The 13311-nt window shown below is 71.9% G+C and carries 14 protein-coding genes; 7 read left to right on the top strand and 7 right to left on the bottom strand.

Going from position 1 to position 13311, the window contains the following annotated elements; translation table 11 throughout:
* Positions 1-62: 62 nt before the first annotated feature.
* Positions 63-893 (bottom strand): PIG-L family deacetylase, encoded by an 831-nt coding sequence (locus AC0AIB_RS00245; protein ID WP_328346482.1) that lies wholly within the window; start codon positions 891-893, stop codon positions 63-65.
* Between the two features lie 146 nt (positions 894-1039).
* Between AC0AIB_RS00245 and AC0AIB_RS00240 the strand changes: the two genes are divergently transcribed.
* Positions 1040-1666, top strand: coding sequence for a DUF1349 domain-containing protein (locus AC0AIB_RS00240; RefSeq protein ID WP_328346483.1), 627 nt, complete (start codon positions 1040-1042; stop codon positions 1664-1666).
* Here AC0AIB_RS00240 and prfH read toward each other — a convergent pair.
* From prfH to AC0AIB_RS00215, 5 genes are all read right to left on the bottom strand, one after another.
* On the bottom strand, positions 1626-2312 hold the full coding sequence (gene prfH / locus AC0AIB_RS00235) for a peptide chain release factor H (protein WP_328346484.1): 687 nt from the start codon (positions 2310-2312) through the stop codon (positions 1626-1628). The genes AC0AIB_RS00240 and prfH overlap by 41 nt on opposite strands.
* Entirely contained in the window at positions 2312-3451 is a 1140-nt protein-coding gene (locus AC0AIB_RS00230) for an RNA ligase RtcB family protein (RefSeq protein WP_328348776.1), read from the bottom strand. Before AC0AIB_RS00230 ends, prfH begins: the two co-directional genes overlap by 1 nt.
* A 212-nt stretch (positions 3452-3663) precedes the next feature.
* Complete coding sequence (locus tag AC0AIB_RS00225) at positions 3664-4875, bottom strand: ROK family protein (RefSeq protein WP_465095840.1); 1212 nt, start codon at positions 4873-4875, stop codon at positions 3664-3666.
* 131 nt (positions 4876-5006) lie between these two features.
* Positions 5007-6410: a Si-specific NAD(P)(+) transhydrogenase gene (gene sthA / locus AC0AIB_RS00220; protein ID WP_328346488.1), complete on the bottom strand. Its 1404-nt coding sequence runs from the start codon at positions 6408-6410 to the stop codon at positions 5007-5009.
* Between the two features lie 62 nt (positions 6411-6472).
* Positions 6473-7888 (bottom strand): DHA2 family efflux MFS transporter permease subunit, encoded by a 1416-nt coding sequence (locus AC0AIB_RS00215; RefSeq protein WP_328346490.1) that lies wholly within the window; start codon positions 7886-7888, stop codon positions 6473-6475.
* 82 nt (positions 7889-7970) lie between these two features.
* On the opposite strand from AC0AIB_RS00215, the gene AC0AIB_RS00210 reads away from it, so the two are divergent.
* Both AC0AIB_RS00210 and AC0AIB_RS00205 read left to right on the top strand, forming a co-directional pair.
* Complete coding sequence (locus tag AC0AIB_RS00210) at positions 7971-8663, top strand: TetR/AcrR family transcriptional regulator (protein WP_328346492.1); 693 nt, start codon at positions 7971-7973, stop codon at positions 8661-8663.
* A 276-nt stretch (positions 8664-8939) separates the two neighbouring features.
* Positions 8940-10550 (top strand): LLM class flavin-dependent oxidoreductase, encoded by a 1611-nt coding sequence (locus AC0AIB_RS00205; protein WP_465095778.1) that lies wholly within the window; start codon positions 8940-8942, stop codon positions 10548-10550.
* Between the two features lie 36 nt (positions 10551-10586).
* On the opposite strand, the gene AC0AIB_RS00200 is transcribed toward AC0AIB_RS00205, so the two are convergent.
* Positions 10587-10916: a hypothetical protein gene (locus AC0AIB_RS00200; RefSeq protein WP_465095777.1), complete on the bottom strand. Its 330-nt coding sequence runs from the start codon at positions 10914-10916 to the stop codon at positions 10587-10589.
* Positions 10917-11031: 115 nt separating this feature from the next.
* Between AC0AIB_RS00200 and AC0AIB_RS00195 the strand changes: the two genes are divergently transcribed.
* The 4 genes from AC0AIB_RS00195 to AC0AIB_RS00180 all read left to right on the top strand — a co-directional run bounded on the left by AC0AIB_RS00195 (position 11032) and on the right by AC0AIB_RS00180 (position 13258).
* Entirely contained in the window at positions 11032-11940 is a 909-nt protein-coding gene (locus AC0AIB_RS00195; protein ID WP_465095776.1) for a DUF5753 domain-containing protein, read from the top strand.
* Entirely contained in the window at positions 11937-12134 is a 198-nt protein-coding gene (locus AC0AIB_RS00190) for a DUF397 domain-containing protein (RefSeq protein WP_465095775.1), read from the top strand. The genes AC0AIB_RS00195 and AC0AIB_RS00190 overlap by 4 nt, the downstream gene beginning before the upstream one ends.
* A 103-nt stretch (positions 12135-12237) precedes the next feature.
* Complete coding sequence (locus AC0AIB_RS00185; protein ID WP_465095774.1) at positions 12238-12918, top strand: hypothetical protein; 681 nt, start codon at positions 12238-12240, stop codon at positions 12916-12918.
* Between the two features lie 205 nt (positions 12919-13123).
* Positions 13124-13258 (top strand): hypothetical protein, encoded by a 135-nt coding sequence (locus tag AC0AIB_RS00180; protein WP_465095773.1) that lies wholly within the window; start codon positions 13124-13126, stop codon positions 13256-13258.
* The last annotated feature ends 53 nt before the right edge of the window (positions 13259-13311 follow it).

The raw sequence follows: 13311 nt of genomic DNA, 5'->3' as shown, positions 1-13311 counted from the left end.
TGTGCCCGGGGTGTTCCGTCCCCGTTAAGGACGGAACACCCCGGCAACAATCCGGGTCGTGGTCAGCGCAGGCCGGCGAACAGGTCGTCCTCGGGCAGCGCCGCCCCGGTGGTGTCGCGGACCCGGACGAAGGTCTCCAGGCCCATCAGCTCGACGAACCGGTCCCGGCCCAGGCGCAGGAAGAAGATGTTCTCGGTCTGGCTGGCATGGGCGGCCAGCGCGTCGAACTTCTGCGCGCCGTGACTGCTGGTGTCCACCCAGGTGGTGATCTCGTCGTCGGGCAGGCCGAGCTGCGGCCCCGGCTCGTCCGCCGCGTCCGGCTCGGCCCACTCGACGCCGATCTCCTTCATCGCCCGGCCGAACTCCGCGAACGCCTTACGCGGCACGGTGGTCCAGTAGACCTTCGCCGGGATGTCGGTCATCGCGACGGCGGCCATGGTGATCCGGTGGGCCTGGATGTGGTCCGGGTGGCCGTAGAACCCGTTCTCGTCGTAGGTGACCACGACGTCCGGCCGGTAGCGGCGGATCAGCTCCGCCAACCGGTCGGCCGCCTCCACCACCGGCGTGGTCCAGAACGCGCCGGGCAGGTCGTTGTTCGGCCAGCCCATCATCCCGGAGTCGGCGTAACCGAGGGTCTCCAGGTGGGTGACCTTCAACGCCGCACAGCTGGCCTCCAGCTCCTCCTGCCGCATCGCCACCACGGCGGCCGGATCGTGCCCCGGATCGCCCGGCTTGACCCCGCCGGGACCGTCGCCGCACCGACCGTCTGTGCAGGTCACCAGCACGGTGGTGATGCCCTCCGCCGCATACCGGGCCAGCACGCCACCGGTGCTCGTCGCCTCGTCGTCGGGGTGCGCGTGCACCGCCATCAGGGTCAGGCCTCGCTCAGTCATGCCCTCACCCTAGGCGTCGCACCCGGCAGCGCCCGGTACCGGTGCGACGCCGGCTCCCACCGGCGCGGAACACCGGCCGGTCCGGCCGCACCATCGGCCCGGCCCGGTTGGTAGTTTGATCATTCAGCACCTCACCTGGAGACGACATGACCACCACCTGGACCGTGCCGGGCCTGCCGTTCGCCCTGACGCCGTACCCCGAGACGGCGTGGACGGTCGCCGCGGCAACCGGCACGGTGACGGTCGCGGCGGCCCCGCACAGCGACATCTTCCTCGACCCGGGAGCGGGCGACCCGCTCAACGCCGAGTCGATGCTCAACGCGGCGACCCTGCTCGGCCTCCCCCCGGACGGCGACTTCCAGCTCAGCGCCCGGGTCACCGTCGAGTTCGCCGCGACCTACGACGCGGGGGTGCTGCTGTTCTGGGTCGACGAGCGGCACTGGGGCAAGCTCTGCTTCGAGTTCTCCCCCGACGGCGAGCCGATGATCGTCTCGGTGGTCGCCCGGGGGGTCGCCGACGACGCCAACGCCTTCGTCGTCGACGGCCGTACGGTGTGGTTGCGGGTGTCCCGGATCGACCACGCCTTCGCGTACCACGCCTCGCTCGACGGCACGACGTGGCGGATGATCCGGTTCTTCGCCGTCGACGGCGCGGCCACCGCCGCCACGATCGGCTTCGAGGCGCAGTCGCCGACCGGTGACGGTTGCCGGGTCGTCTTCGACGACATCCGCTTCACCCGCGACCGCCTGGCCGACCTGCGCGACGGCTCCTGACCCGCGCCCCGGTCGCCGACGCTGGCCCTTCGGGCTGGTGCGGGCGTTCGATCCGGACGGCGTCGCCCCGGACGAGTTCGTCGTGGATGCGCCGGCGGGCGGCGGTGACGGCGCGGCCGGCCCGCTCGTCGCCGTCGGCGAGACGTTGCCGCAGCAACCGCAGCGCGACGGCGCGATTGAGGCTGAACTGCCGTTCGGTGTCGACCACGACGACGAGACCCGAGGGACGGTGGGTCGCCCGTACCGCCGTGCTTGCCTTGTTCCGGTGCTGGCCGCCGGGACCACCTGTGCGGCAGGCGACGATGTGCACGTCGGCCTCGGTGAACGTCGTGGTCGGGATGTCCACCTGGCACGGCCGGGCGGTGACGTACCAGTTCCGGCGACCCGTCGTGGGCCGGTAGGGGCTGGGCGCCTGCCAGCACAGGGTGCCGGTCCACCCGGCGGTGAACGTCTCCACGTCGGCCCCGGTGAGCCGCACCAGGACCGAGCGGTAGGTGGCGTGCCGGTCCCCGGCGACGGTCCCGACCCGGTGGGTGGTCACCCGGTGCCGGACGGCGTCGGCCTCCAGCCGGTCCAGGAGCCGGGCCGCCGCCCAGGCACACTCCTGCGGACCCCGCCCGGCGGACAGCAGCAGGTGGACGCTCATCACCGACCTCGCCGTCGGCGCTCGTCCCGGCGGGCCGGTCGGGGACCGGACCCGAGGTCGGGCGTCTTGTAGGTGACAAGCGGGACGGTGCTGGCCACGGGGGTGGCCAGGTCGTGGCCGACCAGGTCGGCGAGCACCTGCTCGATGCGTTTGTAGGCCGTCGGCGCCTCCTCGAAGAGCAACTGCCGGTCGCCGCACACCACGAGCGAGCCGACAGGCGTACGCCGCAACTCCTCGACGGTGTGCTTGGCCCGACCCCGACGCAGCGCGTCGGCGCGGGACATCTTGCGACCCGCGCCGTGGGCCACGGAATGGTTGGCCGCCGGCCCCGCGTGGCCGGCGACGAGGTAGGAGCGGGTGCCCCGGGTGCCGGCGACCAGCACGTCGCGGCCGTCGCCCGGGGCCGCGCCCTTGCGGTGCAGGTAGCAGCCGTCGCGGACCTCGACCAGGTTGTGGCACTGGTCGACGACCGGTGCGGTGGGCTCGGCCCCCAGCGCGTGGGCGACCCGGGCGGCCAGCAACCGCCGGTTGAGCGCACCCCAGCGGACGGCCTGGTCGTGCCGTACCAGGTAGTCGGCCGGATCGGGGGCCGGCCCCGCCCCGTGGACCTCGGTGTGCGCCCGCAGGATCCGCTCGCCCAGGCCCCGGGATCCGCTGTGCACGACGAGCACGAGGTCACCGGCGGTGAGCCCGAGCCGGGCCGCGTGGTCCGCCGCGAACACGGTCTCGATCCGGGCGAGTTCCACGAAGTGGTTGCCCCGACCGACCGTGCCGAGGCCCTCGACATGACCGGCGGGCGGATCGCCGGCCGCGACGGCCCAGGCCGGATCGTCGGCGTCCCGCCCGGGGGCCAGCGCCCGGTCGAGGTCGGGGAACCGCGCGGCGAGCCGCTCGGGTACGACCCGCCTGAGGCTGATCGGGAAGACGGCGATGCCGCACCCGATGTCGGAGCCCACCAGGTGTGGGTAGAGCACGGTCGAGGACATCGCGGCGCCGATCGGGGCACCCTTGCCCGGGTGCAGGTCGGGCATGGCGGCGACGTGGCGCATGCCGTCGAGGGCGGCCACCTGGTGGCACTGCCGGACGGCGTCGGACTCGATCCAGCTCTCGGGGGAGGCGAAGACGGTGACGGTGGCCATGGTCGACGGCGGCAGGGAACCCTGCCGTGGAGGGTGCTCGGACACGGACGCTCTCTTCCGGAACGGGATGGACGGACGGCGCGAGGGCACGACGACGCGACCGGGGCGTCGTGGGCCTACGGGTGCGGGTGGGGTGTCCGTCAGAACGTCATGTCCACCAGCCTGCCCCGGCGGACCGGGTACGCCAACCGGTTTTCCGGCCGGCCGGGCGCTCAGCCGACCCGGACGCCCAGCGGGTCGGCGAGCAGCCGGGCGAAGCCGAGCTCCGCCGCGCCGACCACTGTGGCGTCGTCACCGAGGGCGGAGACCCGCAGTTGCGCCCGGGTGCGCGAGACCGGCAGGACGTTCGCGGCGATCCGGTCCCGGACGTGCACCGCCGAACCCCGGTACACCTCTCGCAGCATGCCACCGAAGATCACCATGCCGGGGTTGAACAGGTTGATCACGTTCGCCACCCCGATGCCCAGCCAGTCGCCGATGGTCCGTAGTGCGTCGCGGGCCGCCGGTTCGCCGCGACCGGCGGCCTCGACCACCTCGCGGACCGCGTCCCGGCCGATCAGGTCGGCGGGTCGACCGGCCGCGTCGAGCAGCGCCCGCTCGCCGACCTCCGCCTCCAGGCAGCCGCGCGAACCGCACCCGCACGGTCGTCCGTCGTACGGGTTGACGAGCATGTGACCGACCTCGGAGCCGTACCCGCCGTCGCCGCCGAGCAGCTCGCCGTCCACGATGATCCCGCCGCCGACCCCGACGTCGCCGTGCAGGTAGACCAGGTTCCGTACCCCGACGCCCACGCCGCGCTGGTGCTCGGCCAGCGCGCCCAGGTGGGCCTCGTTGCCGACCAGGACCGGCAGCCCGAGATCGAGCCGACGCTCCAGCTCCGCGCCGAACGCCTGGTCCACCCAGCCCAGGTCCGGGCCGAACCGCACCATCCCGTCCCCGGGTCGGATCATGCCGCAGTACGACGCGCCGATCCCGACGCAGACCGCCCCCGGTGCCGCCGTCCGGTGCAGTTGACGGCCGAAGTCGGCCAGCACCCGGACCACGGTGTCCAGGTCGACGCCCGCGCGGGCCCGGTGTGCCTCCCGCCGCTGCTGGATCTGGCCACCCAGCCCCACCCGGGCGGCCACCAGCCGGTCCACCGCGATGTCGAAGGCGAGCACGTACACCCGGTCGGACGCCGGCCGGACCACCAGGGACGGTCGTCCGGCCCGGCCGGTCAGCTCCGGAAAGCCCTCGTGCACCAGGCCGGCCGCGACGAGTTCCGTGGTGAGCGCCAGGACGGTGCTGCGGTTGACGCCCAGCCACTCGGCCAGCCCGGCGCGCGACACCGGGCCGCCGAGGTGCACCCGCCGGAGCAACGTCCCCAGGCTCCGGCGGCGGCTGTCACCAGGCGACTGCCCGTCCACTGTCGGACTGTTCGGCATCACGAGGCGGACCCTGTCGATCGGCGGCGGACTACCCGTCGAGCGTAGTTGCCGGCACCGCCGTGAGTCACCTCGCCCGCCGGGGACCCCGCGCCGTAGCGGCGCGGAGTCCCGTCCCGTCGGGGGACCGGTCAGCCGTCGATCCGGGTGATGTTGCGGATCTTGTTCACCGCGTCCAGGGCGGCGACCTTGTACGCCTCGGACAGGGTCGGATAGTTGAAGACCGTGTCGATCAGGTAGTCGACCGTGCCGCCGCAGCCCATCACCGTCTGCCCGATGTGGACGATCTCGGTCGCGCCGGTGCCGAACACGTGCACCCCGAGCAGCCGGCCGTCCTGCGGGGAGACGAGCAGCTTCAACATGCCGTACGAGTCGCCGACGATCTGCCCCCGGGCCAGCTCGCGGTAGCGGGCGATGCCGACCTCGAACGGGGTGGAGCTGTTGGTCAGCTCCTCCTCGGTCTTGCCGACGAAACTGATCTCCGGAATCGTGTAGATGCCGATCGGCTGCAACTCCTGGAGCTCGCGGGACGGCTCGCCGCAGGCGTGCTGCGCGGCCATCCGGCCCTGCTCCATCGAGGTGGACGCCAGCGCCGGGAAGCCGATCACGTCGCCGACCGCGTAGATGTGCTCCACGCTGGTGCGGTAGTGCTCGTCGACCGAGATCCGGCCGCGTTTGTCGGCCTCCAGGCCCGCCGCGTCGAGGGCCAGGTCGTCGGTCTGCCCCTGCCTGCCGGCGGAGTACATGACCGTGTCGGCGACGATCTTCTTGCCGCTCTTGAGGATGCACAGCGCGGCGTTCTGGTGCTTCTCCACCGCGGCGACCTCCTCGCCGAAGCGGAACGTCACCGACAGGTCGCGCAGGTGGTACTTGAGCGACTCGATGATCTCCTCGTCGCAGAAGTCGAGCATCCGGTCGCGGCGTTCCACCACCGTCACCTTCGTGCCCAGGCCGGCGAACATGGAGGCGTACTCCATGCCGATCACGCCGGCGCCGACCACGACCATGCTGCGCGGCACGGCCTCGAGGTTGATCACCCCGTCGGAGTCGACGATCGTCCGGTCGTCGAAGTCGACGCTGTCCGGCCGGGCCGGCCGGGTGCCGGCGGCGATGACGGCCTTGTCGAAGGTGATCCGGGTGTCGTGCCCGGAGCCGGCGTCCACCCAGACCGAGTGCGGGTCGGCGAACCGGCCGGTGCCGGTGATCAGCGCGACCCGGTTGCGGGCCAACTGGTTGCGGATCACGTCGGTCTGCCGCTCGATCACGTGCTGGGTGCGGGCGGCCAGGTCGGCGACGGTGATCTCCTCCTTGACCCGGTAGCTGCTGCCGTAGAGGTCCCGCTGGCTCAGGCCGGTCAGGTAGAGCACGGCCTCCCGCAGTGTCTTGGAGGGGACGGTGCCGGTGTTGATGCACACCCCACCGATCATGTCGCGGCGGTCCACGATCCCGACCCGCCTACCGAGCTTGGCGGCGGCGATCGCCGCCTTCTGACCGCTGGGCCCGGAGCCCAGCACCAACAGGTCGTAGTCATACACGGCTCCTAGCCTCGCAAGCAGCCGCAACATCCGCCAGTCGTGATCGTCCCGCCGCTGCGGGGTCAGGCGTGTGCGGGCACGCTGGTGGCGACGGGCTGCGGGCGGCCCGGCAGGAACAGGCTCGCCAGGGCGACGATCACGGCCCCGGCGACGGTCCACCAGAACGCGCCGTCGAAGGCGTCGGCGGGGGAACGGCCGTCGGTGAGGCCGCTCTGCACGATGAGCGCCACCATCGCGACGCCCAGGGACGCGCCGATCTGGTTGAGGATGAACAGCGTGCCGGTCGCCCCGCCGATGGCCTCGGCGGGCACGGTCCGGTAGACCGCGCCCATCGTCGGCGCGCCGACCAGGCCCATGCCGAACCCGGTCACCAGCTGGGCGGCGGTGAGCAGCACCTGCGAGGTGGCCGGGTCCGCCCCGGTGTAGACCAGGGCGCCGAACCCGATCAGCACCGCCCCGGCCGGTACGAGTCCCCGGGGGCCGAACCTGTCGGCGAGTTTGCCGGCGATCGGCATCCCGAACATCGTCCCCAGCCCCAGCGGCATGAGCAGCAGGCCGGCCGCGAGGACGCTCTCACCGCGTACCTGCTGGTAGAACAGCGGAAGCAGGAACAGCAGCGAGAACAGCATGCTGCCGAGCAGGAACATGGTCACCACGCTCGAGCTGAACCCCCGGCTGGCGAACAGGCGCAGGTCGATCAGCGGATGCGCGGTGCGCCGCGCGTGGGCGACGTACCCGCCGGTCAGGAGCACGCCCAGCACGATCCCGAGCACGACCCGGGTGGCACCGAAGCCGGCGGTCCCCGCCTGGGACAGGGCGTAGACCAGGGCGGCGAAGCCGGGGGAGAGCAGTGCCACGCCGAGCACGTCCAGGGGCGGGGCATTGCCCGGCGCGGGTCGTTCGTCCCTGAGTACCACCACGGCGAGCACGATGGCCAGCAGCGCGATCGGCACGTTGACCAGGAAGATCCACTGCCAGGTCAGGTTCTGCAGGATCAGGCCGCCGACGATCGGGCCGAGGACCGGCCCCAGGGTGATCGGGATCGAGATCAGGCCCATCACCCGGCCCATCCGGCCGGGACCGGCGGCGGTGGCGACGACGGTGAGCATGATGGGTTCGAGCAGGCCGCCGGCGAAGCCCTGGAGCACGCGGAACGCGATCAGGCTGCCGACGTCCCAGGCCAGCGCGCACAGGGCCGAGCCGACCAGGAACAGGGTCAGGGCCGTCAGCCAGACCCGCTTCGCGCCGAAGCGGGCCACGGACCAGCCGGCCAGGGGGATGGCGACCGCCACGGCGAGCAGGTAGCCGGTGGCGACCCAGGAGATCGTGCCGAGTGAGGTGCTGAACCGGGCGGTCAGGGTCTCGACGCTGACGTTGATGATCGTCGCGTCGAAGTAGGACATCACGCCGCCGAGCACCATCACGCCGAGCAGGCGCAGTAGCGGGGCGTCAAGTCGGTCGGACTGGGGTGGGGTCATGGCCGTCTCCGGATTGGTCGGATCGGTTCGTTAGATTGAACTGGCCAGTTCATTTTGACGCACTGGACGGTAGCATGGCGACATGACTGACGGCGAGACCCCGACCGCACCGCGCGGCAGGCTGGACAAACGGCAGGCGATCATCGGGGCGGCGCTGCGCGTCTTCGCCCGTGAGGGCTACGGCCAGGCCAGCATCGACGTGATCGCGGCCGAGGCCGGCGTGGCCAAACCGACCATCTACAACCACCTCGGTGGCAAGGAGAACCTGTTCCGCCACGTCCTCGCCGAGATCGCGGCCCGCTCGAACGCCAAGACCCTGGCTGCGCTCCAGACCTTCCCCACCGATCCGCAGGACCTGCGCAATCATCTGAACACCGTCGGCCTGCGGCTGGCCGAGTGCTTCGTCGACGAGCAGTCCTCGGCGCTGCGCCGGTTGCTGCACGCCGAGATCGGCCGGTTTCCCGATCTGTTCGACGCCGTCCTGGACAGCGGGCCCAACCAGGCGACCGAGGCGCTGGCGGGGCGGTTGGCGAGGCTCGCCAACGCGGGTTACCTGACCATCGAGGACCCGATCCGGGCCGCCCGGCAGTTCGTCGCCCTGCTCACCGACGAACTGCCCGCGATGAGTGCCCTCGGCACCCGCCCGGTCGATCCCGACGACCTGGAGCGTGCGGTGGCCGCTGGAATCGACACCTTCCTGCGCGCCTTCGCGAACCCGCCGGCCGGGCCGGGCCGGGCGGCCGCACCCGGACGGCCGGTGGCCCTGCCACGCTGACCGGTGGGCCGCACCGGAGGCGGCACGGACACCAGGGTCACGACGCTCGCCTGCCGTGCCCTCTCTCATGATTGCGGCGGTGGCCACCGGCGCGTACGCCGACGTCCGCCTCCGTCACCTACGGCCCGAGCGACAGTCCGGATATCGCGCGACTGCCCGGTACCGGGCAGTCGGTCGGCGCTACGGTGGCACGGTCGCCTCGGCACCCTGCCGTGGTCGGCACCCCGCCGGGGAACGCGCGCACAGGCGACGAGGGGATCAGGTGACGGCAGCGTCATGACCGACTACGGACACGAGTTGCTGTTCGGCGGCTTCCTCACCCCCGACGCCCGGCGCCCGGAGCAGGTCGTCGCCCGCGCCAGGTTCTGCGAGCAGGTGGGCCTGGACCTGGTCACCTTCCAGGACCACCCCTACCAGCCGGGTTTCCTCGACAGCTGGACGCTGATGTCCTACCTGGCGGCGGCGACCAGCCGGATCCGGCTGGCCGGCAACGTGCTCAACCTGCCGTTGCGGCAGCCGGTGGTGCTGGCCCGCAGCGTCGCCAGCCTGGACCTGCTCAGCGGCGGTCGGGTCGAACTCGGCCTCGGCACGGGCGCGTTCTGGGACGCCATCGAGGCCAACGGCGGCCGGCGGCTCGCCCCCGGGCAGGCGGTGGACGCGCTGGACGAGGCGATCCGGATCATCCGCGAGGTGTGGGCCGCCGACCGGCGTGGCGGGGTACGGGTCGACGGTGAGCACTACCGGGTGGTCGGCGCGAAGCGCGGTCCCGCCCCGGCGCACCCGGTGGGGATCTGGGTCGGCGCGTACAAGCCGAGGTTGTTGCGGCTGGTCGGGCGGGCGGCGGACGGCTGGCTGCCGTCGCTTGCTTACCTGCCGAAGGGGCCGGGGGAGTTGGCCGACCTCAACGCGCTCGTCGACGAGGGCGCGACGGCGGCCGGGCGGGACCCCGCCGAGGTGCGGCGGCTGCTCAACATCTCCGGCCGGTTCACCCGCACCGGCGCGGGGTTCCTCGACGGGCCGCCGCAGCAGTGGGTGCGGGAGTTGACCGAGCTGGTGCTGGAGCACGGCACCTCCGGGTTCATCCTCGGCGCCGACGACCCGACCAGCATCGAGCTGTTCGCCCAGGAGGTCGCCCCCGCCGTCCGCGAACTGGTCGCCGCCGAGCGGGCCGGGTCGACCGCGCCCACGCCGGCCACGCCGACGGCCGGCCCGGAGACGCCGGTCCCGGGCGGACCGGCGGGGGAGCAGCGCGAGGTCGCCCGGACCGGCGGCATTGCGGGGCTCGCGGTGACCCCGACCCCCGATCCCGGGGTACGACACAGCGACCACCGGCTCTGGGACGAGTCGACCCGCCCGGTCGCTCCGCCCGCCCCGGCCGGGCACGTCTACTCCCCGCAGGCGCAGGCCGTCGGCGGGCACCTCGTCGACGTCCACGACCACCTGCGTCAGGAGCTGACCCAGGTACGCGACCTGCTCGACCAGGTCCGCCGGGGAGTGGTCTCCGCCGGGGACGCCCGGGGCGTGCTCAACCGGATGACCATGCGGCAGAACAACTGGACGCTGGGGGCGTACTGCGCCTCGTACTGCACGATGGTGACCCAGCACCACGGGCTGGAGGACGACGCGATCTTCCCGCACCTGCGGCGGGCCGACCCGGGGCTGGTGCCGGTGATCGACCGGCTGGAGCAGGAACACGTGGTGATCCACGACGTCGTCGAGGGCGTCGACCGGGCGCTGGTGGCGCTGATCGGGGACCCGGGGCGGCTCGGCGAGCTCCAGCAGGCGGTGGACGTGCTCACCGACACGCTGCTGTCCCACCTGTCGTACGAGGAGCAGAACATCGTCGAGCCGTTGGCCCGGTTCGGCTTCTACCCCGGCCAGCTCTGACCGTCCCGCCCGGCGGCCTGCCGGTCGCCCGTCGCGCTACGCCTCCGCTGCCGGCGCGAGGACCCCGGTGCCGGACCAGTCGATGTACTCCTCGCTGATGGACCGGTCCGGTTCACCGTCCTCGTCGAGGGTGCCGAACGCGGCGTGGAAGCGGCCGAAGCCGTACCCGCAGGCGGCCAGGGTGGCCAGCGCCCACGGCCGCAGGTTGGCGGGCAGCTTCTCCGGATAGCGGCGGTCGACGGTGACCTGGACGACGCCGAGCAGGTCGTAGGACTGCTCGAAGGTGCCGGCGTCGAGCACCCGGCACAGCGAGAAGGCGTGCGGAACCCGCTCCTGCTGGTACACCCAGCGACCCACCTGTTCCATGACCGTTCCTCCCTGGTGTTGTCGTCGTATTTTCGAGGATGCACGCGAGAGTGCTTGATATCAAGCGTGTCGGCCTGAATACTTATCGTCAATGTTGGTGGCGGGAGGAGTGGTCATGTCCGCAGGGTCCTCGGCATCGTTCGACGGTCGAGAAGGGTTGGCGCAGTTGGCGTCCTCACCGGTGGTGCAGGCATGGGAGTTGGGCATGCGCCTGCGCCAGCGCCGCGAGGAGGTCGGCTTCACCGCCGCGGCGGCCGGTCGCGCGATCGGCATCATCCAGGCGTACGTCTCCGGTGTGGAGGCCGGGCGGGTCAAGCTGCCGGCCCGACGGCTGGCCCAGATCGTCGAGGCGTACGAGCTGGAGCCGGAGGAGGCCGCCGAGTTGGAGCAGTTGCGGGCCGGGGCGGCCCGGCGTGGCTGGTGGCACGAGTACTCGCAGCTCTTTCCGGCGGAGTTCCTGCGTTTCCTCGGCTACGAGGCCGGTGCCGACCACATCCGCAGCTTCCACCCGGAGGCGATCCACGGCCTGTTGCAGACCGAGGAGTACGCCCGCGCGGTGATCCGGGGCGGCACCACCACGATCCGGCTGACCGAGGTGGACCGGCGGGTCGGGGTCCGGATGGCCCGGCAGGCCCGGCTCGACGGCGCGCACCCGCTGCGGATCAGCGCGGTGCTCAGCGAGGGCGCGCTGCGCCAGCAGGTCGGCGGCCCGGAGGTGATGCGTGCCCAGCTCGACCATCTCGTCCGGCTGGCCACCGAGCGACCCGGGCAGATCGAGATCCGGGTGCTCCCGTTCACCGTCGGGGCGCACCCGGCCTTCGGTGGCCCGTTCCAGGTGCTGTCGTTCCCGTCGCCCCGGCTGCCCGCCCTGGTCTGGCAGGAGAACCTGACCTCCGTCGACATCATCGACCAGTCCGTCCGGGTGACCGACTACGTGGTCACCTTCGCCGAGACCCGCGAGTTGGCGTTAGGCTCGGACGACTCGGTCGACCTGATCCGCCGGATCGCCAAGGAGATGATGTGACCACCTCTCGTCGTGACTGGTTCAAGTCGTCCCGTAGCTCCGACAACGCCAACTGTGTCGAGGTGCGGTTCGGCGACAGCGGGGTGGGCGTCCGCGACTCCAAGGACCGCAGCGGCCCCACCCTCGCCTTCGCCGGTGCTTCCTGGGTCAGCTTCACTTCCGCGCTCAAGCGACGTGCGGTCCCGCCTTCCTGATCGGTGGTCGTCCTTCCTGGAGCCGATGTCAGGTTTCGGATAGTGAGCACGCCGCACCTGATCGGCTACCTTGGCGGTTCGTCACTCTCGCCAAAGGACAAACGTGGAACCGGGTTCGCTCGCATCCGACGCAATCGGCCTGCTGGCCGCGCTCGCTCAGGGAACGCTGCAAGGGGTGGGGGCGCAGGCTGGCGAGGAACTGTACGACCTGGTGGCCGCCCGGATGCGCACGGCCGGTGAACGCCCGGCGCTCGAAGCATTCGAGGAGGATCCCACCAACACCGCGATCCAGCGGCGGTTCCGGGCCGCGCTCGCGCACGAGTTGGCGGCCGACCCCCAGTTTCGGGCCACCGTCTCCCGCATTGCCGAGAAGGCCGTCGACGGGAATGCGCAGGTGTCATTCGGCAACACCGTGAATTCGCCCACCAACATCCTCTCCGGCGAGGCCCAGCAGGGGGACAGGTACAACTACGGCCACCAGGGCAACAAGATCAATTTCGGTGGCATCCTGATCGCCGTGGTGGCGGTCGTCGCGCTGTTCTTCGCCGGGCGGGCGATCTACGTCAACGTCGGTGGCGACTCGTCGGGCGGCACGGGCCTGAGCGAGAGCAGCACCTGCACCGAATACCTCGCCAAGGACGACGCTACCCGCAAGGAGACCATGCGCAGGCTCTACCTGGAGGCGGGAAAGGCGGACCGGGCGGGTGACGCGTTCATCCTGCAGAACGCGGACTACGAATGCGGGCAGCGACCGAAATCCACGCTGGCGCAGATCGTCGGTTGACGACGTGCCTGATCCGCACCGCGACCCCAGCCGGCCGGGACGTCGGTCAACGGGCTGACCGACCCGGGCGTCCTGTGGGTGCAGGGGTACCGGCGTGCGACGCGCGGTGCCATAATCGTGACGGTGCCCGTGGCTGTCGCCGCCGGCTCCGGGGGGCGCCTCCGCACCGCGCGGACGGCGGGGACAGACTCCCCCGGAGGCCACCGTGGACACCATCCCTCTCGCCGATCTCGTCGACCTGCTCGACGGCCTGCTGCAACTCGGCGCGGCGGCGCTCGGTCTCGCCACCGCCGTCGTGGTCGCCCGGGCCGACCGGTCGCGCCGACAGCGTGACGAATGACCAGTGACCGGGCGTGTCCGGCCATTGACACGTCTCATGGTCCGAACCATCGT

The sequence above is a fragment of the Micromonospora sp. DSM 43699 genome, from assembly GCF_055517075.1.
The sequence above is the reverse complement of the archived record's forward strand: the minus strand, read 5'-3'. Positions and strand labels throughout refer to the sequence as shown.

Bases quoted from the DNA above. Each gene is read 5' to 3' on its own strand.
- prfH (WP_328346484.1), bottom strand. From the start codon at position 2,312: ATGAGCGTCCACCTGCTGCTGTCCGCCGGGCGGGGTCCGCAGGAGTGT.
- AC0AIB_RS00215 (WP_328346490.1), bottom strand. From the start codon at position 7,888: ATGACCCCACCCCAGTCCGACCGACTTGACGCCCCGCTACTGCGCCTG.
- AC0AIB_RS00245 (WP_328346482.1), bottom strand. From the start codon at position 893: ATGACTGAGCGAGGCCTGACCCTGATGGCGGTGCACGCGCACCCCGAC.
- AC0AIB_RS00200 (WP_465095777.1), bottom strand. From the start codon at position 10,916: ATGGAACAGGTGGGTCGCTGGGTGTACCAGCAGGAGCGGGTTCCGCAC.
- AC0AIB_RS00230 (WP_328348776.1), bottom strand. From the start codon at position 3,451: ATGGCCACCGTCACCGTCTTCGCCTCCCCCGAGAGCTGGATCGAGTCC.
- AC0AIB_RS00210 (WP_328346492.1), top strand. From the start codon at position 7,971: ATGACTGACGGCGAGACCCCGACCGCACCGCGCGGCAGGCTGGACAAA.
- AC0AIB_RS00205 (WP_465095778.1), top strand. From the start codon at position 8,940: ATGACCGACTACGGACACGAGTTGCTGTTCGGCGGCTTCCTCACCCCC.
- AC0AIB_RS00225 (WP_465095840.1), bottom strand. From the start codon at position 4,875: ATGCCGAACAGTCCGACAGTGGACGGGCAGTCGCCTGGTGACAGCCGC.
- AC0AIB_RS00195 (WP_465095776.1), top strand. From the start codon at position 11,032: ATGTCCGCAGGGTCCTCGGCATCGTTCGACGGTCGAGAAGGGTTGGCG.
- AC0AIB_RS00240 (WP_328346483.1), top strand. From the start codon at position 1,040: ATGACCACCACCTGGACCGTGCCGGGCCTGCCGTTCGCCCTGACGCCG.